The following is a 23338-nucleotide window of genomic DNA, read 5'->3' as shown; positions in this document are numbered from 1 at the left end:
TTCTTCGACTATACTGCTTTAATTATAAAAAAATCGCTGCCTTACTAGGCAGCTGATCTTATGCATAATTAAACGAAAGCACCCTTTGATAGAGCATACCAGCTCATGAGCGCTCAAGTACGGCGGTGAGCAGGCGGTGGACGACTTCGTGGTCACGCAAGTCGTGCAGGTGGTAATCATCCCCTGGCAACGTGTACCATTCCTCGGCGCCAACATAGGTGATGGCTAATGTGAGGGTGCCGTCGTCATCACAGGTGCTGCGAAGTTCGAGCTCCCCACTGATTACGCCGACTTCTGCTGTCATTACACCGTGTGTTGCGGTGAAGATGGACGATTTCTTTTCCATACGAGTAGACTCCTTTCTGGGCAGAATGGTTTCTCTGCAAATAATAACAGACTAGTAGGAGCAGGCATTGAGCATGCTCTGCAGCGCGGACTTTTCCGCCGACTGCACGTGCAGGCCCCAGCGATACTTGGTGTTGACCCACATCTTTGCGTACGCGCAGTGTGAACCAGAACGCGGTGGCTGCCACGTCGACGGATCTTGGTCTCCCTTGGATCGATTTACACTAGCGGTTACCGCGATTAGCTGTGGGCCGTTGAGGTCGTTTGCGAAGCTCTGGCGCTTTTCCGTAGTCCAGCCGCTAGCGCCCGAACGCCATGCTTCTGCTAACGGGACGATGTGATCGATGTCGATTTCAGACGGTGAGTACACGGTGATGCCGTCGTAGTAGCTGTACCACTTACCCGATGTGACGGGACAGTTACCACTGTAGTAGTCGCCGTCACGCTTAAGCACCAGCTGGCGAGTGTCACAGCCATCACCTTGGCTGATCCAATGTGGAAACTTGTCTCGCGAGTAGCCGGTCATAGAACCTTCGGATTTAACGGTCAGCGAATTCAACTGTGATTGGGCGGTGGACTTGGACGGTGTACCGGGTGGAAATGCCGATGCCGCCGGTATGTCATATAGAAAAACAGCAAATGTCAAAGCCAACGAAAAAACAAACAACACCGATTTCTTCAGCATGTAAATTCCTCCTATACGTAATGGTTTTATATACTAACATCTATGTTCATTTTTTTGTGATAGATGTTAATAGTAAGAAAAAGATTGCAATTAAAGCGAAATGGAGCGCGCATTATTTTTAATGTCTGATTGAAAATGCTTCTACTTGCAATAATATTACACAGATTATCTTCTTTAAAGTTAAAAATTTGTAAATAATCAGTCTATTTAATAGCTATAATTTTTATAAATCGGACAGATGTAAAAGAATTCTATAGATATTGTATAGATGCCAACTTAGATTTGATAGAACAAGTTAAAGAAGTGTTAATGAATAATGGGCATATCATTAAGGCACCGTATATACCAATTCCAGAAAATGTTTAGTTCGTTCATCAAGATTTTTCAAACGGATTCTTTGGACATGTACGGCTATTGCGCGCATTAGAAATTGCCCAGCTCTTTAATATTATGGAAACGCAGGCAACAAGTAAGGCACTGATTAATGGATTTACCAAAGTAGTAAAAGATGAATAGATACGAAGGTTATTTAAATGAGGAAATAGAATTACCATTAGTATAATTTTAATATAGTTAGTTGGAACAAAAAGGTATTTGCAAAAAAACAGGTGAATGATAAAGGGGCTAGTATAAAAAAACACATTTAAGCACCCTATTTTTCAAAACATAGATAAATTAATAAACTATATACCTTACGCTTAAATCTTTTACTTTTAGAATTACATAGATATAATAATTTTTATCAATGTACCCTTCACTTTAACGTGAGATCTCTCAAGTAAATAAGCTCTGTCTAGAAACCTATTAAGAGTTCAACAACCTGAATTGAAACCATTGGAGGTATATCATGCAATGAAACAACGCTATGCGAACTTAGATAATGTAGAAAACACAAAATCATTCTATGATTTTCATCGTTGGCAGATGGAACGTAAAAATAAAAAAAAGGATCTCAGTATCCAAATTGAACAGGCTCCATTTAAGGAAATAGACAAGCTAAATAACAATCGAGCGGATCCCTCTATTACCTGGATTGGACATTCTACATTTTTCATTCAGATGAATGGTATGAACATGATTACCGATCCTGTATGGGCCAATCGCATGGGACTTCAAAAACGACTAACTGCGCCAGGTATCTCGCTAAACGACTTACCTGAAATCGACGTGGTGTTTATTTCTCATGGACATTATGATCATCTCGATTTTCCAACGATTAAAAGTCTGAAAGGCAATCCGACTTATTATGTTCCGATTGGGTTAGGTCAATTCTTTAAAAAGCGAGGTTATAAAAAAGTGATCGAGGGCAGTTGGTACGATTCATTCGATCAAAATAATATGACCTTTTCGTTTGTTCCAGCACAGCATTGGACGAAACGAACACTTACTGACACAAACACATCTCATTGGGGTGGATGGATCATCGAAAATAAGCAGCATTCTATCTATTTTGTTGGAGACACAGGTTATTTTCGTGGGTTTCAAGATATAGCCAGTAAATTTAACATCCAAACAGTGTTAATGCCAATTGGTGCCTATGAGCCTGAGTGGTTTATGAGGGTAAGCCACATTAACCCAGAGGACGCAGTGAAGGCATTTTTAGAATTAAAAGGAAAGACATTTATTCCAATGCATTATGGTACTTATCACTTGGCTGATGATACCGGCCCAGAAGCCATTGCAAGGTTAGATGCAGAATGGAGCAGATTACAGTTAGATACTTCCCAATTAAAGAAAATGCTAATTGGTGAAACTTACTGGATGTAAGTAGAGAAGAGCACTTCTAATATGAAGTGCTTCATCGTTTAGACAAATCCAATGCACCTCCCTCAATAAAGAAAGAACCCTCCTTTTTCTCTCGTTATCTTCTTAAACTACCCCGCCGCGATTCTTCGTTATGAATATATAAAAATCTATATCCTCTACCTTCCTCTTCCACTTAAGAAATCTATTTTTAGACAAAATATCAAAAAGTGATTGACCCCAACGTTGCGTCATGTACTAACATAACAATCGTAAATAGTCATTTATTATGTTTTGTAAAATCTAATATGCTGTGCAACCAAGAATCATTTAAGGGGGAAGAAAATGAGTGACGTTAGTGCTCGACAACATTATAAGCTGTTAATTCAAATTTTATTAGGATTAACACCGTTTTTATTCATAGGATTATTTCTTATAGCTATTTTTAGATGGGGAGAGTTTATACCGTTTGTCATTTCATTGTTTGTTCCTGATAATTCCACTTATTTTTCAGTTATACTCCTTGGTTTAATCGTTGGTTTGATTATCCTAGTAATTGCTGTTACTCTCATCATAGCTACAAATACCAAGCTTCCTGAAAACGAAGGCGCTGAAATCATATATAAAATCATGAAGACCCCTAGTGGGATTGCAGTTAGTTCATTAGGTGGAGGGCTTTTTGAAGAGTTTTTCTTTAGAGGTGTATTAATCGGACTGTTTATTGGTTACGCTCCATTAGTTGATTGGGCCATAATTTTTATTAGCACATTTTTATTTTGGATTATTCATATCCCCCAATATAAAGGAGTTTATTTAGTTTTAGCAGGGGTTTTTATTAATGGTTTTATATTTGCTTTGTTGTTTTATTTTACGGGTTCTTTAATTCCCGCAATACTCGCCCATGCTATCTATAACCTTGGAATAGGGATCTATTTTATAAAAAAATATTAAGCAATTAAAGGCGCTGTCCCCTATAAGTGGAGAGCGCTCTTTTGCTTAACGCGACTAAACTGTTTAGCTATTTTCATTGATAAATAGTTCATCCACAGTAGTGTTTAAGACAGAAGCCAAGTTAAAAGCCAATTGTAAGGTTGGATCGTATTTATCATTTTCAATTGCATTGATTGTTTGTCTCGACACATTACAACGTTTAGCTACTTCTTCTTGAGATAACTTCGAGGATTTTCTCAATTCACGAATTCTATTTTTCATTTAATTACCATATTTCTTCTTGTAAATTAGTAATGTTACCAGATATACTTCTGAAATTGCTATAAGAAGTGAAAACGGTGAAATTCCATCATAAGAACTTTCTCTCCAGATAGTTAGATAAATAGACTCTATAATTTCTATTATTAACAAAATAACTACGACCGCAAATGAATATGATTGTGCCTTCATTTTAATAAAGTTTTTTCTTTCATCTCCCAGATGGGGTAATGATGCAAGTGTAATGATAATAAGAGCAACGAACATCACTAATATTGTTACAAACGCAATAACAATCCAATCCAAAGTTTTAGGTGGCGACAAATTATTCTTCTACCGAATTTAATGAAAACACATACATATCAATACCTATTGCTGCATCAATAGCCGCGAAAAATGTACTGAACTTTGGATAAATGACTAATCCTGGCATGTAACCATCATATACTTCAATGACTAATTCTATATCTGCCTGTAAATCATATTCTTCCTTTAGTTGATTCATAACATCCGTCTTTGATTCAAATAACTCAAAAATAGGGCGTAGCACTTCCTCCGGATCAAGTGTTTCGATAGTCTCTGTTTTAAATTTCCAACAAGTGTAGGAACGTTCTAATCGATTATCCGGATTATTCGGATGAATTCGATCGCCAGCTTTCCATGTTTGAGTAGGTTTTATTCCTAAGCGCTCCGTTACAATTTCTAATGGAAAATTACTGAATTCTTCACTTTTTAACGTTATATAAGCATATAGGCTTGTTTTTTTCATCTTACCTCCAGGGAGAATTTATGATGTAAAACTGCATGCAATTAAAGATGAAATATTGATTGCATCATGACCAATAGCAAAATAGGTGTGATTCAACAAGATTAGAAGCTTCTGCAACTGACTTTATGTCGCCTCTTATTTATCGAGCGGTAAATTCCTTCGCAAAAGTAATTTCATGTAGCAAAATCTTACCAGCTACTCCTTGGATAATACACTCTCCCCAATCAGGATTATTGGCTAAATCATTTAAGTCGAAAATTTTTTTCCAACTCTCTTTTATTGATTTCGATGATAAATTAAGTTCGTTTTCTTCCTTTGCTTCGATATTGCAGTAAACTCCATCTAATACAAAATGCCATGCTTGAAAATCTGATAGAAGGATCCTGTCATCATCAATATCAATTTTTAGCAAAACACCGCTCTCTCCTTTATTTAAATGTCCACTTCTTCTTAAATCGGGCCTATTAGTCCATACCCAAACTGGATATTCTGCTTGATCATAGTTTTTTATTTTTGATTTCATTTGTTCCATCATCCAAAGATAAGGTTCAACAAACTCTGGCCAAATCTGTTCATGTACACCGATAAGATAACCTATTTTTTTAACTTCCTCCCACTTTGCAGCAGATTGAATGGTCCAAAATATACCCATTGCCCCTCCAAAACTTATAAATATTAACAGCTTTCATTAATAAACTATTTTACCTTAATATAACATTTTATTAGAACGAGTAATATTTTTAGTTAACGGTAAAACAACCCTTCCTATTAATGGAGGGGCTATTGCAGTCAAGATTATTATAGCCATTTGAACTTCTTATTTTAAAGCAACCTCCACATCTCCATTTTATAAGGAGTGTTTACAGAATGAGTGGCCATTGATACGTACTGGCTGTCATTCACAAAGATATTTTGCTTGTGCTCTTCTAAAGGAAATATGATTAGCACCCGTTTCATATAGATATTTATATTAGCAACCATCATCTTCCCAAAAGCAGGTTTCTCAAATCTCATAGGTATCTGGTGGTTCTTCATTTAAAGCTTTATTACCACAACAAAGGCAGGTATACTTCACGTTTTCATCTGGATTAGTTAGCTATATGTTGTCTCCGTTATAATCTGTTATGATTAATGTTAACTAATAAATCAATTGGTTAACTAATAAATATTTCTATAAAATGGGAGGGAATTATGTATAAGTTGCGAGGTCACCACCTTTTTTGCCTTTTGGGCTATCGGGGAATGGGCTATTCCAAAGAATACGTAGATAATATGACTCATTTGCATCAAACCTTGAGAAATAACCCTAAGACGTTAATTCAGCTAGTTAAGGGACCTGATCATTTGTGTGAAAAATATCCTAACTCAGGCAAATACCACTGCGAAGACGCTTGTATTTATGAAAAAGATGCTGCTATTTTAGAGAAAATGGGGCTTAAAATCGGACAAATCCTGAAATGGGAGGACATTGAGTCATGCATACGAAAGTTTGTAGTTCCCTCGGACATTGAAGTTGTTTGTGAAACTTGTTCTTGGCGATCCTACGGAGTTTGTGAGGAAGGTATTCAAGAGATGCTTGAAGGGAAGGGCTTAAGGGAAGTTAAATAAGCCTTCCCTTTTATTAATAGCTCCATTTTGAAAAATAGGATTTAAACATTTGGTAACATCCGCTGAACCAAAATTGTCTTAATCTAAATATACGCTATCTCCATCACTTACCTCCCCATCCACTATCACCTTGGCCCAAACCCCAAATGCCGCACCATGATTATTAACTAAGTTTTTAAGTATTCTCACGTCCTGCTTTAGCTCTTCTTGTGAATTGTTCACCATAACACACCTTTGGAGTGGAGCAACAACTTTGAGGATAACTTTTGGACCGACTTTTATTAATCGGTCAACCCAATCTTCTGCGCTGTATCCCGTTAGTTCAGTATCAAATAAAAAATTTGCTCGAAACCTTCGAGGATCTACCGGCTCTCCTAATTCCTGACTCAATTTACGTAACGCCGAAGTTGTAATAATACTAATTGGCCCCTCATCAAAATGAGAGATTAATTCTTCTCTTACCAAAGTTACTTCACATCCGAGAAACTTGGTCAATGCCTCATTGACTACATTATTGTCACCGCGAAATTCTGTTCCATCAGGCATGGCTATCGTTGGGGTATTCCCCTCATATCTTGATCTCAATTTGAATAACCCGTCCATTTGTTGGAAACGGCGTGTCGTCTTACCGCTACCAAACTTTCCACTCTTGTTCCTTATTGCCCACAAACGGTCGCCTGAGATACCTCTCTTTTCTATTGAAGCTGACGGTAATAACTCACCTAAAATCGATTTTACAGGAAAACGACGGATTTCCTTTACTACCCCTACAAATTCATCCAATATCTTACCTCCTGTTTTGATCTAACCTGATCCATTCAGATATTAAACTTCAAATAAAATTCGCCGCAATCAAGAATAAAACCTTTTTATACTTACCTGCTCGATTGAAAAAGATATCATTGAGGTTTGGTGATAGACATAATTCTTGGTAACTTCTATTATATTAAGGAAGCAACGAAGGCTTTCAGATTAACATAAGAAAACGCTGTTGATACCAAAATCAACAGCGTTTTGAACCATATAGGCTACATTGCGCAGCCTTAAAATGCTTTTGTGCTCAGTAGATTAGCTAAGAATCTTCTCCCAAGTAATATTGAAAGCCACTTTCCAAATAACGCCTAGAAAAATGATGGCAATGATCAAATACAGATAGATTCCATAAGAGACAAAGGTGCTGGCAAAATGCAGGCCAGCAAATAATGCCACAAACAACATTAATCCGAATAAAACACCACCGTTGCTCTTTTGATTGTACTCGACAAAAGACTCTGAAAAGGGAATGGATTTTTTTAAAATCATAAAACAAATGACAGCATATATACAGGCATTTAAAAATACAACAACAAGATCCGGCACAATACTTACCCCAAATAGTACAATAAATAGCGCACTTAAAAACAAGTAAACTGGTAGATACAGTTTAAGAATAAACGCTTTTATCGTACCACTAAACATAGGCTTTAGATGGTTTATAGGAACGACTCTGAAAATCCACGCACCCTTATATTTTCCTGAATACTTTAGGAGAACCATGATGGTCGGAATGATAATTAAGCTAAAGTAAATCGTTAAATACGACTTGCTAGCGGATAGATGATTAAGATCAGTATCATAGCTATTCATAATAAAAATAAACGGAATTACGATTGAAAAACCTAAAGATGGATAGACCTTCAATTTAAAATCTCGCTCATTTTTCATTGTCGAACTGGCGAATCGAAAAAAGGCTCTTTCCTCATGTGAGCGACATATGATTCTAAGAAGAGCTTGACCCATTTTGCTACGTTTCCTTTTTTTTGCATTCCCATGATAGGCAAGCTTTTGAAGGCTTTGTTCGAAAGTGGAGTTTAACCTCATAAATGTCCAAATAGATAGGAATGGAACCAGGATTCCTAAAACAGTAAATATAACGTAAAATAGCTGAAATTCACCATTCAGGATCATTTCAGTATTTGCTCCATACCACATCGGAAAAATAAATATTTGCCACCATCGTGGTTCAAGAGAAATAGTTAAGTCGATAAACTCAAAGGAGCGAATAAGTAATTGGTACCCAACCATAATCATAAGCGATAACCCAATTTGCACATAGTTAATGATGTCCTTTAATTTCTCCCCGTCGAAGAATCGTAAAATAAATATATAGATAAGTGCGGTTAACACTACAATCAGAAGGTCAATTAAGATGATGTTCACAACTGAAATAAGGAAAAATAAGATGCCCTTTTTGGCAAGTACAACAATTAATGGGATTCCTACAAATGCTATAGTAAGAAAAGATAGATAAATAAGAACATGCACCATTTTCGCAGTACTCATCGTTTTCCGATCAACTGGCTTTGGAAACAAGATATTCCGATCTCTGATGTCTAATAAAACAGACGAAAAGTCGGAAATCATAGTGGTCATAATAAAAAAAGTAAAAATCCCATAGAAGAAACTCATTTGAAAAAGAAGATTATTGCCGATAAATAAAAATGGTATCATAAACAGCCCGAATAATACGTAAATCCATAAAGATTTTATAAACTGATTGCTATCTTCCTTATTTTTATTTTTCTTATTTTCTGAGAAAATAGTTGGGACTCGCCGGCCGTCCATCGTTAACTTTACTTGTAAAAGTCTCCTCATTATCTTGTAATCTACGCCAAAGCTGCTAAATACTTTCTCAAAACGATCTAATAGTTTTAGCGCACGATAATCTTGCATCCCTCACATCTCCCCTACAACCGATACAAATCTTGAACCAAGTTCTTTATGCTCACTAAATCCGGTAAGTTGGTTAAAGATTTGCTCAAGTGAACCTTTAGTATTTTGCGTTTTCAACTCCTCAAATGTACCATCGGCGGCAATTTTACCATCATGCAGGAGAATGATTCGGCTGCTTATTTTTTCGACCACGTCCATAATATGAGAAGAATAGAAAATTGTTTTTCCTTGCTCGGCAAGTTGAGTCATAATTTCTTTAAATATCATTACGCTATTCGCGTCCAAGCCATTGATTGGTTCATCAAAAAACAAAAGCTCCGGATTATGTAATAAGCTCGAGATAATTAAAAGCTTTTGTCGCATTCCTTTAGAATAGGTAGCAATTCGTGAATAATAGACTTCGCCTATACCGAATAGTTCCATTAAGCTTTTTGCCTTATAGTCGGCAAGCTCAAAATCGAGACCATACAATTCTCCAATGAAGGTTAAATATTCATGGCCGGTCAAATTATCGTATACTTCTGCTATTTCCGGCACATAACCGATTTTTCGTTTATAATTTATATCCCCATCAGAAATATCTTGACCGAAGATTTTAACCTCACCAGAAAATTCAGCTTCAATGCCAAGCATAATTTTAACAGTGGTACTTTTTCCAGCGCCGTTTGGTCCAATATAACCAATGATTTCTCCTCTTTTCACTTGAAGAGATACACCATTCAAGACAGACTTTGAACTATAGTTCTTTTTCAAATCAATAATTTCTAGAATAACGTCTTCCATCCCCTAAATCCCCATTTCTAGATTATTTTCCATAACGTATGCCTTTTCTCAGTTGTTGTAGCATTATGAAAAGACTTCATCCTTGCTATCAGCCATTCTAGGTGACCTACAACTACAAGATAGTCCATCGGTCATAATATGAAGCATCTCCTTTCATACATTTGTACCTAAATCCATTCAATCACCCTGTCACCATTATAACGCAAAAATGGATTAATTTAGGATAAAATTTTCCAGATAACCCTTAAATAATACCAATAATTTAAACTATTAGATGTAAGCCGTTTGCGACAGAAGAGAAGCATCTCTTCTTAATGAAGAAATGCTCTGTTAGTTGTAATGCGGTATGGAGATAGAGGATATAAAAACTATAAATGGAACTGAAAAATCATATAATAAATCCTTTTACCATGAATATACTTTTTTGTTCGTTTTTTATTACTGCAATAATGTACTATATTCTCTTTTCTCTTAGATGTATCTTAAGGTGAATATTATACATCAAGGAGTGTAGAGCAAGTGAATATACTTTCTTTTGTAGTCTATTGTCTTATTGTTACAGTGACACCAGGTCCTACAAATATTATTATACTGTCATATGTACAGAACTATGGTGTTAAGGCAGCTATGCTTTTTACATATGGTTCAACAATTGGCTTTGGAGTATTGCTGGCAAGTTCCGCCGTATTAAATTCATTATTCATAAATTTAATTCCAAATATATTAATTTATATGCAAATTCTAGGGAGTATTTATATGCTCTTTCTAGCCTATCAAGTATATAAAATGGATGTATCTAAGAAAACTGATTCAAGCCATACCGTTTCCTTTTCCTTCGGAGTAATTTCCCAATTCTTAAACCCTAAGGTGGTTATCTTTACCTTAACAGTATTTCCTAGTTTTGTGCTACCTTACTATAATAGTACGTTTGCTTTAACAATAGGTGTAATAGGTATAACAATAATCGGTTTCATTGCTTTTTTATTATGGGTAGGGTTTGGTGCAATCTTTAAAGAATTATTAAGGAAATATAATAAAATGACCAATGTTGTTATGGCAAGCTGCCTGATTTATGCAGCCGTAATGATATGGTTCTAATGCCAATATATGAGGTGTATCACTATGAACGATTTTATTTATAAAAAATATGGTGGAATAACAGCTTTATCAGCTAGTATTACCGATTTTTCATATAAGAAGCACTCTCATAGTGAATATGCAATTGGGGTTACTAGGCGTGGTATTCAGCACTATCATTTAGATGGACACCTTCAGCTTTCTTATCAAAATGGAGTGATGTTGTTTAATCCAGAACAGACTCATGATGGTATGGCTCACGATGATTCCGGGCTTGAGTATGTAATGTTGTATATTGAACCACATTTGTTGTTAGAGGCGGTGGAGCGAAGGGAGATATTCCGTTTTTCTAACCCGATTATTTATAATAAAAACATTCAATACCACATTATCAATTTAGCTAAGGCAGTTTTCAAGCAAGAAAATGAACATATCTGTGATGATTTATTTATTAAGCTCGCAGATAGTTTAATAGGTTATGATACATGCGATAAACTTCATGGTCAGGACAGTTTAATTTTTATTATCAAAGATAAGATCCGCTCTTTTTCTAAAGCGAATCTAAGGATTGACATGATAGCTGAAGAATTTAGTATGTCTAAGTTTCAATTTATTAGATTTTTTAAGTCACAGACGGGCATGACACCTTACCAATTCTACCTAAATTGTAAAATTGAGGGCGCAAAGGAGATAATCGAAAAAGAAAGAGATGTTTATTCAGCAATCAGTGAATATCAATTTGTTGATTTAACCCATTTGAATCGCCAGTTTAAGAAGATATATGGCTTAACTGCAACCGATTACTCAAGATACATGAATTAACTACACTCGACCATAATTATACGCAGATTAAAAAAGCCTTATATTAGGCTTTTTTAATCTGCATGAACTTTTCGCCAGTTCTTTGGTTTACTATGCTCTTCATAAACATTCATGTTAGGAGAATTATATTCTGCACTTGCAACTAAGCGCTTACCTTGCCAGCTGGCTGCCCCGGAACGTAGCATTTCATCTATTAATGTGGAGACAAATTCTTTAGGTGAAGTATGGAAACTATGGATTGCCATATCGTTAAACCAACCACATCTTATTAAATATGAATCAATTTCTTCCTCGTCTAAACCATCTCTCATTATTAATGTGAAAGAAAAGATCCTCTTACATGCGTGCCATGAATATTTTTCTGGTGAATCTAGCCATTTCTTAATTCTTACCATTGCATTATTAATAGAGAGCTTAGGATCCGAAATTGGGTTCCCATGACCAGAATAGGAAAGATTTATATCCATTTCAGATAGCTTCTGTAAGCTATGTAAAGCGAGACTTAATGAAACTGAACCTTCTCTAAAAATATTAAACCAACCTACATCATTTGCATGAAAGAGATCGCCACAGATTAACGTTTTTTCTTCAACACAATACAAAGAGATATGACCTAGAGTATGACCTGGTGTATGAATGACCTCAAACCTTCTTGTCCCTGTTTCAATTACGTCACCGTCGTTCAAATAAGTATCTACATGATAAGGGTCAACAGGTTGATCTAACCATTCAGCACTACACGCTTCATCGTTTGCTTTGTTAATCAGCTCTGCATCTAGTGAATGCGCAGCAACATGAGTCTTGTACTTATTTTGAAAGTAATGATTCCCACCTACATGATCACTATAATAATGTGTATTAATAATACTATTGAGATCTTTTGGGGAAACATGATTGTCTATTAAAAATTTTTCTGTTTCAGTTACGTCTGATTTAAAGCCAGAATCAATTAATATTGATCTTTTGTCTTTTATTAATATCATATTTGCACTTGGAAATTTTCTTTCAATAAAGATAATTTTAGAATCCATTATTAAATCACCCTTCGAAGTGTAATGATAATAACAACGCTTACATTTAGTTTCTATAAAATGACTCCTGCAAACACCCCCTTCATAACCTCTACGTCTTCTTGATTAATACAGGTGAAGCTTGCTTGTATTGACACTCTTCCATTTTCTTTTTGAGTATACTTTTCTATGATCGCCTCACAGGTAATCGTATCTCCTGTGTATACAGGCTTTAAGAAATTGAAGTTCATTGTGTGTGCTAACACATCATTTTCTCCTCCTATTTTCGTAGGAAGTGTAGCAGTTAAAAGGCCTTGAATAACTAGCCTCCCTTTATCATCAGGAGTAATGTGGTGTGTACCTTCATCCCATGATACCTTCGTGAATGTTTCAACATCTTCTTTTGTGAACGTTCTCCTAAAACTAATCTTACTTCCAACACTCAAATCCATATTAACCCCCTGTCATTAATATCTTTTTCTACATTCATTTAAGGATTCCTCCACCTTCTAAAACCTTTAAATTATCTAGTGCTGCTTAATGAAATATTCTGATACAAAGGGATGGAAAAGTTACTATAGGCAACGTTAACTTAGGTCTGTTATAAATCACTAAAGTTATTATGGATAGTACATAATTGCAGCTTCTGTTACCAAGAAATTCTCATACAAGGCGTTGTCTTTTATCTTGATCTTAATTCAGGATAAGAAAAGGAAGAAACAAAGGGTTGTCTTTTCTATTCAACTAGCTGCCGCGTTTGTCACATAAAAAAAGCGATCCTTCATTATGAAGAAACGCCCCCGGTTGTTCAACAAGATATTTTTAATAATGAACAAGGTGAATTGTGAAGTTTACAGAAAAAGGAAATTGCTCGTATTGCAGTGGGTTCATTATTTTATTCCAACATTCTTCTCATTTTGCTCGTTCTTTTGTATAAGAGCAGTAGCAAATAGGACTAGCATACTTATTATTCCAATCCAGAAAAGTACGGATACTGGAGTATTCCATGTTAATTCATTCCCAAAGAAGAATAATTCTCGAAGACCTTCTACCATAAATTGCATCGGTAACCATGAGTAAATCCAGTCTGAATAAAATGTAGGCATCATTTCTGGTGGTAAGGCAAGTAAAGGTGCACCGAAGAAAAGTAATAGAACAAATATCACTATCCCTTTAATTCCCAATAATGAAAGTACAGCTAGTATCATTACGAAGAAGCTAAAGAAGGTAAGGGTAAGGAAAAAACCAGTAGCAGAGAATTGTAGTATATCAAATCCTAGCATTCCATCTGCAATCCATGTTAAGCCAAACCCAACGATGAATGCAGCTATTGCTCCAATAATTACTTGACCAAGTTTCGTCCCTAAGCTCTCTTTCCTACTACGAATGGAAAGTTTACTTGTTGCCAAAAAAATAATAGCAGCACTAGCTATACTTGCCATCCATAATGGTTGAAATAACGATACAGGAGCATTCCCATTAGCACTATTTCCTACACCATTAACTATGTTCACACTTTTAGTAATAGGATTTGTTAAAGCGGCTGCTTGTGCAACTGTTAGTGTCGCACCTCGTGTTTCAAGATCACTAAAAATCTCTGTTCGCATATTGTTATTCATATTATCAACTAATCGATTTAACATTTCTCCTGTAACCGAAGCAGCTGCAGCATTCATACCTTGATTGATATAAATGCCAATCTCAGGGGAAGACGGTTCTGGTGTTTGTAAAGAAGCTTGATTTATACTGAAATCCTCTGGGATAATCAGTGCTGCATAATATTCCTGATTATTTAAGCCTTCTTGTACCTCTTCTGCACTGCTTACCTTAATCCATTTTACTGGTGCCTCTTCATCGGATGAAGTATCCATGTTACTCTCTACTAACTTAACTATAGTTTCCCCCATATTCAATGGGGGTTGGCCAGAAATTTCTACTCCCTTGTCTTCATTGACAATTGCAATTGGTAAATTCTCTGGTTGAGAATTCGCTGATGGAATAAGAGTCAAAGAAAAAATAAACATAACTGTAAGGGCGACAATAGGTACGAGCCAAGCAGTCTTATTCTTAAAGATTTTCATAAAACACCCTCCTCGATATTTTTTAGTTGCATAAACCTCTCATAAAGAAGTGAATAACCTCATCTAATTCAGTTGCCTGATCAATAAATTTTGTGTCAGTAAGCAATAAGGCCCTTTTCAGCAAAGATTTGTATTGGTGCTCCGATAACCTTTTGCTGCTGTCTCTTTTTTTGACTGTTTAGCTTTTGCAATCATTTTATCAATAAGATTAGTTTGCGGCATAGATACACACCAGTGAGTGATTACTCACTTTTTATAATAAGGGGCTTTTGTTTCAAAGTCAATATAAGTAAGTACTCACTTATATATAAAGTTAATTTTTCTTCTACCCAAACTGTACCTTTAGTTCCATAAGAAAAAGCTACTTTAATGAGTTATTTAATTTATATTTTATTGTTAATTATAATTTTAATAGCTACAATAGACAGTTGGGGAAATATAAATAAGACTATCATGTACGGTATTGCAATTATAAGCATTATAAGTTTGATAATCATGAAAAAAATGGAAAAAAGGCAGAAGTAAACATAGTTTGTTATCATTAATATTTACTGTTAAAAATGATGTATAGAAAAGGACTCAGGACGCTGTTAAGCGTCCTTTTTTATTGTTTCAGAACCTTGAAATTTCTGTTATTTGATTAGCAAGGTATGCTTTGTACCGTTGCAACCCATAAAGAGAAATTAAATCAAATAAATATCGGATTTCCTTTTCCGGGACGTTATTTTTAAATGCATCTAATATGCATTGGTTCCGGAGGTGAACGGTTATTTTATTAATTGAAGGCATATATTAAATCAATTTGATGGGGATGGCGTCTCGCCACCATTTCGGAAATTTTGTACGCTAAGCAATCATAAAGAAGTCGAATTCTCTGTACATTAAGGAATCGACTTCTTTATGTTTGACTTCTTCAAGTAAAGAGCCCGTTATTTTAAAAAGAAACCTACACTCGATCTATATCAATTAGTATTAGGTGCCAGCAAACGTTTAAGGCTATCATCAATGAATTTATTATCATCACTATTTATTCCGCGACCAGCAAAATGGCCCCAAATCGATTCGATAGGATTTAAAACTGCATGAGGTATAAGCTTAGCCTCATATTGGTTATCTTCTGTCGTACAGAATAAATCCGTGCTTCCTGGCATGATGCAGGCTAGAGCCTTAATGCTTTTAAGCGCCACATCGAAATCTCCGTGATATACCGGGTTTGCACTAATATCTGCATTTTGTCCTGTCCATAACATGGCGAGCACATTGTGTGGATCCATTTTCATAAAGCTTGTTTCCCACAAGCCAGTTGCAAAATCTTCTAATGAGTCAAATCCCAAATCACGATAAAGTTCCTCTCCGTAATATGCCTGCGATAGGCCCCAGCCTGCATAGACACGACCAACGCTGCGCATGTCTGCAGAGGTCAGCTGGTTTATTTTACTTGCATCGAAGGTAATTGCAGCCATGAGAGCAGCTTTCATTCCGTCCAGGACCACATACGTTTGTGGCCAAGTCTTTGCACCTCCGCAAAAAGGGGCAATACGTTCCACCATGTCAGGATAACTTGCCCCCCATTGAAATGCTTGAATACCTCCCATTGACCATCCAACTACAAGGGCAATCTTTTGAATGCCAAATTTTTCAGTAACCAGCCGATATTGGAATGCAACGTTATCATAGATGGTTATCTGCGGAAAATTAGCTTTGTCAAATGGGGGAGGCATGTTACTGGGTGAAGAAGATAATCCGTTTCCAAGTAAGTTTGGGACAATAATGAAATATTTCTCCGGATCTAACGCCATGTCTTTTCCAATCAGCCATTCATTCTGAACATGTTGGTCGCCAAAAGCAGTTGGATAGACGATGACATTATCCTTCTTTTCATTCAATCTCCCATAAGTCTTATAAGCAAGAAAAGCGCTTTGTAACATCACTCCAGATTGTAAAGTTACATTACCTAAATCAAAAATCTCATAAGTCATATAATGAACTCTCCCTTCAATGTGAAACCATTAAATGATTGCTTGTTAACAGTATAGACCCTATGGTAATCTCAAGAAAAGTGAACAAAATTCAAAGTAGTCTTCAATAATTTTGAAACCAAAAGGAGAGAGTATAATGGAATTGCGTCAGCTAAAAACCTTCCACACAGTTGCTTCAACGTTAAATTTCAGTCGGGCTGCCGAAGCGCTGAATTATGTGCCCTCTAACGTTACAATGCAAATTAAAGCATTGGAGGAAGAGCTTGGTGTCCGGCTCTTTGACCGATTAGGTAAACAACTAGTTCTCACTACTGCAGGTGAACACTTTTTAACTCATGTCCAAAGTATTTTAGACAAATTGGAAGAAGCTCGCGGTGCTGTTCAAGACAAGGGAAATCTAAGCGGCACCCTAACAATAAGTGCCAACGAAGTTCTTTGCGCCTATCGGCTTCCACTTGTCTTTAAGCTATTTCGTTCACGCAATCCAGGAGTTCGTCTCATCTTCCGCTCTGTTCCAAATTTGCAACTCAAGCAAACTCTCTTTGAGGGAACGGCGGATGTAGTTTTTATGCTGGATGAACCAATTCTTTCAACAGGACTTGAAGTGGAACAACTGCTGGAAGAAACTTTCCGTTTTTTCGTCTCTCCAGATCATCATCTAGCGAAGCTTACTGTTTTAAAGGAAGAAGATTTTCACGGGGAAGTGTTTCTCGTTAATGAAAAAGGTTGTACTTATCGAACAATGTTTGACCAGTCTTTTGAGAAGAAGGGCATTGATACAATTACTTATTTAGAGTTTCAAAATGCTGAAGCCATTAAACAATGTGCCATTACGGGAATTGGTATTGCCTTTCTTCCTGAAATAACAGTGGAAGCCGAAGTTGAACGAGGTGATCTTGTTACTCTTCCATGGCAAAATCCAGATTTACATGTTTATACACAAATGTTATGGCATAAAGACAAGTGGATTTCCCCCATCATATTATCTTTCATAGAAGCAGCAAGAGATGTTTTAGCTATAGAGGATAAAAATAAGACCGTATAAGCGCTATTTTTTCACCTTTTGATTCCAATGTAATTTGTATATCCATACAAAATTAGGCCTCCAGGTTTATTAACTAGATGCCTTAACTTATGCTTAACTATAAATAAATAGAAATATCCATTTGTGAATACTTTCACTTAAACTATACTGCCTCTATAGGCAAAGATAAATTAGCTAGAATCAACTATTTCTTACCTACTCTAATTTGCGTTGCTTCAGGTATCTTTGTAAAAACATTTGAAATATCTTTAATTAATTTTTCAGCTAGATAATTCCCATTTCCTTTTTCGTAAATATTTATTCTTGTATATATTAATTTCAAAAAGGCTTTCGCTTCTTCTTCATTTAATTGATCAATTTTTTGTAACATACTATCTAATACCGTAGTTTCTTGATTCATTATCGTAACCTCCTTTAAAATATGATTTCCAACTCCTATTTTTAGCATTAATAATATCATAACCTTATTCAACAAAACTGCCACTTATGTGACATAAGAAAGGAACAAAACCATTAATCAAGTATTGCCCCCTTTAGCTTTAGTACATTATTTCACAATTTCTATAAAAGGGTAGCCACATTTGTCAAATTTGGATGGACAGTGGAACAATGCGTCCACCCCTAAAACAGACTAAAAGCGCCAGCTTTATATGCTGACGCCCATCATTATCTATAAAAATGGATTTAGTAACTTTCTATTTTGCAATAGATTTCATTAAAGAATATAATTTTTCTACATACAGCCATTTAAATCCATATTTTAGAAAGATCAGCAATATGAAAATATTATCCTTAGTTTTGCTTTTTACTAGCCAAAATCGGGCATTGTTAATCCACAAGTTTATTTAAATAAGCCCTCCGAATGATGAAAAAGCTTATAATAAACAGAAATAAAAATATACCTAATCCAATTGCCGTTAATTGATAAAATGCCGATGAAATATAGTTGCGGATGATGAACATCGTTGCTAATAAAATTAAGGCTGCAATTGTAAACGGGATAAAAGTTAAAGTAGCCAGCTCTTTTGTCACAACAGATGCTAACTCTTTAACAGAGAAGCCGATTTTCCGAATGCCTGCATATTTTTCCTTTTCTCCTTCCAGTGATGTTTGGAGGTAAAAATAAAGAATACTCATCGCAGCGCTCATAAAGATCAGGCTAAGCATAAAGCCAATAAAGAACATGATGCTTTTTACAAACTTCTCCGCATCATATAAGTCAATTTTAGAAGCCATTAAGTGCATACCAGGTTCTGTAGAAACCTCTGACAAAATGGTATTAGCCACATTGATCTTGTTTGTCCACTTATCCAGTTCATAGGCAAATACTTTATAGACTGGATATTCAATTGTTTCATATACTTTATCAGGGATGATATAAAAAACATTTTGTAATCCAGTTGATAAAATATTTTGTTCTTCTAAACCCGCATATTCAAGGATGCCAAACGGGTAACCATGAATGTCTTCCGTATTTGGACGCACACCTTCATTACCAGCTACAACATAATACTCATTATTGCTTAGCGTTATTGGCTTATGCTGGCCAAGCTCATTGAAATCCGAAACGGACATAAAACCAATCCTGCGCTCTTCGTCAGTTTTAAAGGCTAAATAGTATGCATCATACTTACCTACCTTGTCTAATGTCGATTCAATAAATGTAATATCTTTCTCAACTTCCGATGTATTATCAGGGAGAGAAGTATATTGGAAACTATAAGGATATAGTGCTTCTGTTTTTTCTTTCACATTGTAATAAGAGCTATATAGAACACTCGTACATACAAAGACACCTAACAGTAATACTGTTAATAAATAAATAATATGAGCATGGGAACGCCCTTTAGCCTTTAAGTTAGAAACAAAGAGCATATTTGTCTTTCTAAGATACGATGTCCGTCTTTGCCATACACGAATGGCTAATAACGTTCCTTGTGTGATTGTGTAATAAATTGCAAATAAAAAACTGATAAACAACGCAATGTAACTGACCGTTTCAAAAGATTTCACCCAATTCATTTCCTTTATAATAGAAATGAGTAAGAATACACTCAAAATATTGGATAGTATCATTTTAAATGGTGCAGGTACAATCAACTTTTCCTGTGTAATATCTGCTTTTAACAGTTTGACAATTTCTTCTTTTTTAATCAAGCGTGTCATAAATTTAGAAACAATCAAGAATAAAAGAGTAAATAAAACAATCGTTAGTAAAATAGATGGGATTGGGACATACATACCAAAGCTTTCCGCACGTAATACCTTTTTGGTAACCATTAAAAATAATGGCGCAATAACAAACCCAATCGCAATTGCTGTAATAATCGCTGCACCAGCAATGAGCATATTTTCTCTAAAAACCATCTTGCGGATTTGTCTCATGGAAGCACCAGTTATCATAAAGACGCCAAGCGTTTTAGTTTTCTTTTTCAAAAAAGCGAATAGGGAATAGATGATAAAGACAAAAGAAAAAATATAAATAAAAAAGCTAGCCAGCATCATTGTCATTCCTAGCGTACTTGTCGTGTCCAATTCCGCCATCATTGGATGAAAAGCTGTAGTCGAAAATAAGAAAAAAACTAATATGGAAAACACACTGCTCAAAAAATAGGAAATGTATGTTGATTTATCTCGTAAGATGTTTTGAACAACTATATGATTAAAATTCATGCTGACCACCACCTAAAAATGTGAGTGTGTCCATAATTTCTTGGTAAAATTGCTTTTTGTTTTTCCCCCGATGTATTTCATTATAAAGACCACCATCTTTTATGAAGATAACACGGTGTGCAAAACTAGCAACGTAGGCATCATGTGTCACCATTAATATAGCTGTATTAAAGGTTTTATTAATCGATTCAAATAATGTCATGACACTATTTACCGATTTCGAGTCCAAGTTTCCAGTCGGTTCATCTGCTAATAATAAATTAGGTTCATGAATTACAGCTCTTGCAATCGCAACACGTTGCTTCTGCCCACCAGAAATTTCAAATGTTCGTTTTTTTAATATTTCCCTAATCCCTAAAAAGTTGACAACTTTCTCTAAACTCTCATTCATTTCTTTCTCATTGACGGAGTCAAGAGTCAAAGGTAATAAAATATTCTCCTCAACTGTTAATGTATGAACAAGATTAAAATCTTGAAAAACAAAACCTAATTCTGTACGTCTAAACTTTGCTAGTTCATCATCATTTAATTCATATGGATTTTTTGATTTGATTAAAATTGAACCATTAGTAGGCCGATCAATGGTAGATATGCAGTTAAGAAAAGTAGTTTTCCCACTACCGGATGGGCCCATCACCGCAACAAATTCTTTCTTACCTAAATGAAAATCGATGCCTTTTAATGCCTTATATGTGATTTCCCCTGTATATTCCTTTTGAAGTTGTTTTACATTTAAAATTGTTTTTGTCACTGATTTTTCGCTCCTTTATGTCCTTTGATACATTTAGTATAGTCAAACCTTTCTCCTCAGAAAATCTTTGAACATGACAGCAATATGACAAATTTGTCATATGCAAAAAAACGGCTGCCTTATTTGGCAGCCGTTTCGATACTTTTGGAAAAATCAATAGAAAAGATCGTTACATTATCAGCAGAAGATAACTTGTATGGATGATTTAATGTAGATAATATTTTTTTGACTAAGAACAGTCCGATGCCAGTCGCTTCACCCTTAATGCGACCTTTCGTACCTGTGTAAAACAATTCAAATACACGGTTTATTTCACTTTCAGGTATTACTTCTCCATTGTTTTTGATCCGTAACTGACCATTTTCATAATGAATTAAAACGGAAGATTGCTTTTCTCCATATTTGACAGCATTACTTAATAGCTGGTAAATAACAACTTTTAGCCATTTACGATCAGAAAAGATTATAATATTTTCCCCAATTTTGCTTTTTGGATATACTTCTTTCTCAATAAAATAGTCCTTTAAATCGTTAGTCACTTCATGGACTATACTCTTTAAGTGAATCGGCTCAATCTTAATATCAGCTAATAGTTTAGAGGATCGGCTATATGTTAATAACTGATTTAAAGAGAAGTTCAATTTATCGCATTCTTTTTTTACCTTTTGCCATTCAAGAAGTAAGCTCGTTTCTTTCAATTGATTTGCTTGTATAAGCAATTGAACAACAGAAAGGGGGGTTTTCATTTGATGAACAGTTTGGGAAATCATTAATTGCTGTTCTTGTAAGAAATCCTTGTGTTCACCCTCCTTTGTAAGCAGAAGAGACTGAATTGATTGCATTTGGTCCGCATATGCCTTTTCAATGGGAGCAATGGGCTGATGAATCAGAAAATAACCTGTCCCTAAGGTCTTTCCATTCATATGTGCATACATTTTTTTGCGTCGAACATAACGGAAGAAAAGAAGAATGGCTAGTAAGGTTATAGCTAAAAAGATAAAGTAGGCATAATGATTATCGAGGCCATCTAGGCGATGAATAACAATAGGCAGGCAAATAAACGTAATGATATAAAGTATCATAAAGCTTAAGTGATCACGTAAAAAAAGCCTCATAAGCTTCTCTCCGTTAATTGATAGCCGATTCCTCTAATAGTTGAGATTTCTAATGATGAATGAATAGCTTCTAACTTCTTTCGTAATCGGACAATATTGACTGTAAGCGTATTTTCCTCGACAAATGCCTCGTCATCCCAAATCGCTGCCAGTAGTTGCTGTCGTGTCACAACATTCGGAAATGCCTCTAAAAGTATGGAACATAATTGAAGTTCCTTTAGTGACAATATTATCTCGTGTTTAGGTGTGAATAATCGAACAGTATCCAAGTTTAAAGTCGTGTTCCCCATTTTTAAAATTCGAGTTTGCGAATCTTTCGCATATTCGCCGTATACTCGCCGGATTTGCCCATTTATTTTTGCGAGAACTACGTCCATTAAAAAAGGTTTTGTTATGAAATCATCCGCCCCATTTTCAATACCATACACTTGATCTACCCCCTCCATACGAGCTGAAAGAATCATAATGGGACAATTTGATGCCTGCCTGATTTTGCGAGACCAATAATAGCCATCAAAGGCGGGAAGATTAATGTCCATTATGACAAGATGTGGCTGGAAATCTTGAAAAACATCGAGCACCCTTTCAAAATCCACTACAATATAGCAATCATAGTTGTATTTTTCAAGATGATTCTTTAATGTGTTGGCGATATTCATTTCATCTTCAACAATTAATAATTTATACATTGAATCCTCCTGTGTATCAATGAATATACTCAACATCTTCGATTTTTCATTCCAAATGAAGAGGAGTAAAATATTGAAGAAAAAATTTCTTCTTTATATTAACACATGTTACATCTAAAGCTCATTTCCTTATATTTTTCAGTCTGTGTAATAAAAATTCATCACTTAAGGGAATCTTATTTATTGCGATAATAAAGTTATTGTTTTTGTTTAAAGAAAATAAAAGCCTTAGTACTTTCTAA

24 protein-coding genes are annotated in these 23338 nt (G+C 35.4%); 7 read left to right on the top strand and 17 right to left on the bottom strand.

The features are described from left to right. Positions 1-103: 103 nt before the first annotated feature. Together CWS20_RS07015 and CWS20_RS07010 are read right to left on the bottom strand one after the other, a co-directional pair. Positions 104-346 carry a hypothetical protein gene (locus CWS20_RS07015; RefSeq protein WP_066192656.1) on the bottom strand — a complete coding sequence of 81 codons (243 nt, stop codon included), beginning with the start codon at positions 344-346 and terminating at the stop codon, positions 104-106. 51 nt (positions 347-397) lie between these two features. Beyond that, on the bottom strand, positions 398-1030 hold the full coding sequence (locus CWS20_RS07010) for an HNH endonuclease family protein (RefSeq protein WP_066192652.1): 633 nt from the start codon (positions 1028-1030) through the stop codon (positions 398-400). A 210-nt stretch (positions 1031-1240) separates the two neighbouring features. On the opposite strand from CWS20_RS07010, the gene CWS20_RS29290 reads away from it, so the two are divergent. The 3 genes from CWS20_RS29290 to CWS20_RS06995 all read left to right on the top strand — a co-directional run bounded on the left by CWS20_RS29290 (position 1241) and on the right by CWS20_RS06995 (position 3724). Then, entirely contained in the window at positions 1241-1396 is a 156-nt protein-coding gene (locus tag CWS20_RS29290) for a DUF3231 family protein (protein WP_083957226.1), read from the top strand. A gap of 486 nt (positions 1397-1882) precedes the next feature. After that, complete coding sequence (locus CWS20_RS07000) at positions 1883-2797, top strand: MBL fold metallo-hydrolase (RefSeq protein ID WP_066192650.1); 915 nt, start codon at positions 1883-1885, stop codon at positions 2795-2797. A 321-nt stretch (positions 2798-3118) separates the two neighbouring features. Then, the gene (locus CWS20_RS06995) at positions 3119-3724 is read left to right on the top strand and encodes a CPBP family intramembrane glutamic endopeptidase (RefSeq protein WP_066192648.1); all 606 of its coding nucleotides are present in this window, start codon (positions 3119-3121) and stop codon (positions 3722-3724) included. 63 nt (positions 3725-3787) lie between these two features. Here the strand turns inward: CWS20_RS06995 and CWS20_RS06990 are convergent, their stop codons facing one another. The 3 genes from CWS20_RS06990 to CWS20_RS06975 all read right to left on the bottom strand — a co-directional run bounded on the left by CWS20_RS06990 (position 3788) and on the right by CWS20_RS06975 (position 5403). After that, complete coding sequence (locus CWS20_RS06990) at positions 3788-3985, bottom strand: helix-turn-helix transcriptional regulator (protein ID WP_066192646.1); 198 nt, start codon at positions 3983-3985, stop codon at positions 3788-3790. Between the two features lie 322 nt (positions 3986-4307). Then, positions 4308-4751, bottom strand: coding sequence for a DUF4279 domain-containing protein (locus tag CWS20_RS06980; protein ID WP_066192644.1), 444 nt, complete (start codon positions 4749-4751; stop codon positions 4308-4310). Positions 4752-4890: 139 nt separating this feature from the next. Then, entirely contained in the window at positions 4891-5403 is a 513-nt protein-coding gene (locus CWS20_RS06975; protein WP_083957225.1) for a DUF3841 domain-containing protein, read from the bottom strand. A gap of 539 nt (positions 5404-5942) precedes the next feature. Between CWS20_RS06975 and CWS20_RS06965 the strand changes: the two genes are divergently transcribed. Next, positions 5943-6359 (top strand): DUF1284 domain-containing protein, encoded by a 417-nt coding sequence (locus CWS20_RS06965; RefSeq protein ID WP_066192641.1) that lies wholly within the window; start codon positions 5943-5945, stop codon positions 6357-6359. A gap of 78 nt (positions 6360-6437) precedes the next feature. On the opposite strand, the gene CWS20_RS06960 is transcribed toward CWS20_RS06965, so the two are convergent. The 3 genes from CWS20_RS06960 to CWS20_RS06950 all read right to left on the bottom strand — a co-directional run bounded on the left by CWS20_RS06960 (position 6438) and on the right by CWS20_RS06950 (position 9854). Beyond that, a complete protein-coding gene (locus tag CWS20_RS06960) occupies positions 6438-7142 on the bottom strand; it encodes an MOSC domain-containing protein (RefSeq protein ID WP_066192639.1) in 705 nt (234 codons plus the stop codon). A 285-nt stretch (positions 7143-7427) separates the two neighbouring features. Further along, entirely contained in the window at positions 7428-9071 is a 1644-nt protein-coding gene (locus CWS20_RS06955) for a hypothetical protein (protein ID WP_066192637.1), read from the bottom strand. Positions 9072-9074: 3 nt separating this feature from the next. Next, positions 9075-9854 carry an ABC transporter ATP-binding protein gene (locus CWS20_RS06950; protein WP_066192634.1) on the bottom strand — a complete coding sequence of 260 codons (780 nt, stop codon included), beginning with the start codon at positions 9852-9854 and terminating at the stop codon, positions 9075-9077. A gap of 519 nt (positions 9855-10373) precedes the next feature. Between CWS20_RS06950 and CWS20_RS06945 the strand changes: the two genes are divergently transcribed. After that, entirely contained in the window at positions 10374-10952 is a 579-nt protein-coding gene (locus CWS20_RS06945; RefSeq protein WP_066192632.1) for a LysE family translocator, read from the top strand. Positions 10953-10976: 24 nt separating this feature from the next. Beyond that, complete coding sequence (locus tag CWS20_RS06940; RefSeq protein WP_066192630.1) at positions 10977-11753, top strand: AraC family transcriptional regulator; 777 nt, start codon at positions 10977-10979, stop codon at positions 11751-11753. A 53-nt stretch (positions 11754-11806) separates the two neighbouring features. Here the strand turns inward: CWS20_RS06940 and CWS20_RS06935 are convergent, their stop codons facing one another. The 4 genes from CWS20_RS06935 to CWS20_RS06920 all read right to left on the bottom strand — a co-directional run bounded on the left by CWS20_RS06935 (position 11807) and on the right by CWS20_RS06920 (position 16823). Further along, entirely contained in the window at positions 11807-12784 is a 978-nt protein-coding gene (locus CWS20_RS06935; protein ID WP_066192628.1) for an MBL fold metallo-hydrolase, read from the bottom strand. Positions 12785-12837: 53 nt separating this feature from the next. Continuing rightward, on the bottom strand, positions 12838-13215 hold the full coding sequence (locus tag CWS20_RS06930) for an FAS1-like dehydratase domain-containing protein (protein WP_066194200.1): 378 nt from the start codon (positions 13213-13215) through the stop codon (positions 12838-12840). Between the two features lie 438 nt (positions 13216-13653). Next, positions 13654-14838 carry a YhgE/Pip domain-containing protein gene (locus tag CWS20_RS06925; RefSeq protein WP_066194197.1) on the bottom strand — a complete coding sequence of 395 codons (1185 nt, stop codon included), beginning with the start codon at positions 14836-14838 and terminating at the stop codon, positions 13654-13656. A gap of 968 nt (positions 14839-15806) precedes the next feature. Then, positions 15807-16823 carry an alpha/beta fold hydrolase gene (locus CWS20_RS06920; RefSeq protein WP_066192626.1) on the bottom strand — a complete coding sequence of 339 codons (1017 nt, stop codon included), beginning with the start codon at positions 16821-16823 and terminating at the stop codon, positions 15807-15809. 136 nt (positions 16824-16959) lie between these two features. Between CWS20_RS06920 and CWS20_RS06915 the strand changes: the two genes are divergently transcribed. Then, a complete protein-coding gene (locus CWS20_RS06915; protein ID WP_066192624.1) occupies positions 16960-17868 on the top strand; it encodes a LysR family transcriptional regulator in 909 nt (302 codons plus the stop codon). Positions 17869-18052: 184 nt separating this feature from the next. On the opposite strand, the gene CWS20_RS06910 is transcribed toward CWS20_RS06915, so the two are convergent. The 5 genes from CWS20_RS06910 to CWS20_RS06890 form a co-directional block, all read right to left on the bottom strand. Next, a complete protein-coding gene (locus tag CWS20_RS06910; protein WP_066192621.1) occupies positions 18053-18268 on the bottom strand; it encodes a hypothetical protein in 216 nt (71 codons plus the stop codon). Between the two features lie 428 nt (positions 18269-18696). Then, complete coding sequence (locus tag CWS20_RS06905; RefSeq protein ID WP_066192618.1) at positions 18697-20541, bottom strand: ABC transporter permease; 1845 nt, start codon at positions 20539-20541, stop codon at positions 18697-18699. Next, a complete protein-coding gene (locus CWS20_RS06900) occupies positions 20531-21292 on the bottom strand; it encodes an ABC transporter ATP-binding protein (RefSeq protein ID WP_066192616.1) in 762 nt (253 codons plus the stop codon). Before CWS20_RS06900 ends, CWS20_RS06905 begins: the two co-directional genes overlap by 11 nt. A gap of 119 nt (positions 21293-21411) precedes the next feature. Next, positions 21412-22407 (bottom strand): sensor histidine kinase, encoded by a 996-nt coding sequence (locus tag CWS20_RS06895; RefSeq protein ID WP_066192614.1) that lies wholly within the window; start codon positions 22405-22407, stop codon positions 21412-21414. After that, positions 22404-23096: a response regulator transcription factor gene (locus tag CWS20_RS06890; protein ID WP_066192612.1), complete on the bottom strand. Its 693-nt coding sequence runs from the start codon at positions 23094-23096 to the stop codon at positions 22404-22406. Before CWS20_RS06890 ends, CWS20_RS06895 begins: the two co-directional genes overlap by 4 nt. Positions 23097-23338 lie beyond the last annotated feature (242 nt).

The organism is Cytobacillus horneckiae (assembly GCF_002835735.1).
Classification (GTDB): domain Bacteria; phylum Bacillota; class Bacilli; order Bacillales; family Cytobacillaceae; genus Cytobacillus; species Cytobacillus horneckiae.
Note: the sequence above shows the minus strand (reverse complement) of the source record. Positions and strands in the feature narration are given on the sequence as shown.

What these genes read in the sequence shown, in the direction of transcription:
- CWS20_RS07015 (WP_066192656.1), bottom strand. Translation starts at nt 346, where the DNA reads ATGGAAAAGAAATCGTCCATCTTCACCGCAACACACGGTGTAATGACA.
- CWS20_RS07010 (WP_066192652.1), bottom strand. Translation starts at nt 1,030, where the DNA reads ATGCTGAAGAAATCGGTGTTGTTTGTTTTTTCGTTGGCTTTGACATTT.
- CWS20_RS07000 (WP_066192650.1), top strand. Translation starts at nt 1,883, where the DNA reads ATGAAACAACGCTATGCGAACTTAGATAATGTAGAAAACACAAAATCA.
- CWS20_RS06995 (WP_066192648.1), top strand. Translation starts at nt 3,119, where the DNA reads ATGAGTGACGTTAGTGCTCGACAACATTATAAGCTGTTAATTCAAATT.
- CWS20_RS06990 (WP_066192646.1), bottom strand. Translation starts at nt 3,985, where the DNA reads ATGAAAAATAGAATTCGTGAATTGAGAAAATCCTCGAAGTTATCTCAA.
- CWS20_RS06980 (WP_066192644.1), bottom strand. Translation starts at nt 4,751, where the DNA reads ATGAAAAAAACAAGCCTATATGCTTATATAACGTTAAAAAGTGAAGAA.
- CWS20_RS06975 (WP_083957225.1), bottom strand. Translation starts at nt 5,403, where the DNA reads ATGGGTATATTTTGGACCATTCAATCTGCTGCAAAGTGGGAGGAAGTT.
- CWS20_RS06965 (WP_066192641.1), top strand. Translation starts at nt 5,943, where the DNA reads ATGTATAAGTTGCGAGGTCACCACCTTTTTTGCCTTTTGGGCTATCGG.
- CWS20_RS06955 (WP_066192637.1), bottom strand. Translation starts at nt 9,071, where the DNA reads ATGCAAGATTATCGTGCGCTAAAACTATTAGATCGTTTTGAGAAAGTA.
- CWS20_RS06950 (WP_066192634.1), bottom strand. Translation starts at nt 9,854, where the DNA reads ATGGAAGACGTTATTCTAGAAATTATTGATTTGAAAAAGAACTATAGT.
- CWS20_RS06940 (WP_066192630.1), top strand. Translation starts at nt 10,977, where the DNA reads ATGAACGATTTTATTTATAAAAAATATGGTGGAATAACAGCTTTATCA.
- CWS20_RS06935 (WP_066192628.1), bottom strand. Translation starts at nt 12,784, where the DNA reads ATGGATTCTAAAATTATCTTTATTGAAAGAAAATTTCCAAGTGCAAAT.
- CWS20_RS06930 (WP_066194200.1), bottom strand. Translation starts at nt 13,215, where the DNA reads ATGGATTTGAGTGTTGGAAGTAAGATTAGTTTTAGGAGAACGTTCACA.
- CWS20_RS06920 (WP_066192626.1), bottom strand. Translation starts at nt 16,823, where the DNA reads ATGACTTATGAGATTTTTGATTTAGGTAATGTAACTTTACAATCTGGA.
- CWS20_RS06915 (WP_066192624.1), top strand. Translation starts at nt 16,960, where the DNA reads ATGGAATTGCGTCAGCTAAAAACCTTCCACACAGTTGCTTCAACGTTA.
- CWS20_RS06910 (WP_066192621.1), bottom strand. Translation starts at nt 18,268, where the DNA reads ATGAATCAAGAAACTACGGTATTAGATAGTATGTTACAAAAAATTGAT.
- CWS20_RS06905 (WP_066192618.1), bottom strand. Translation starts at nt 20,541, where the DNA reads ATGAATTTTAATCATATAGTTGTTCAAAACATCTTACGAGATAAATCA.
- CWS20_RS06895 (WP_066192614.1), bottom strand. Translation starts at nt 22,407, where the DNA reads ATGAGGCTTTTTTTACGTGATCACTTAAGCTTTATGATACTTTATATC.
- CWS20_RS06890 (WP_066192612.1), bottom strand. Translation starts at nt 23,096, where the DNA reads ATGTATAAATTATTAATTGTTGAAGATGAAATGAATATCGCCAACACA.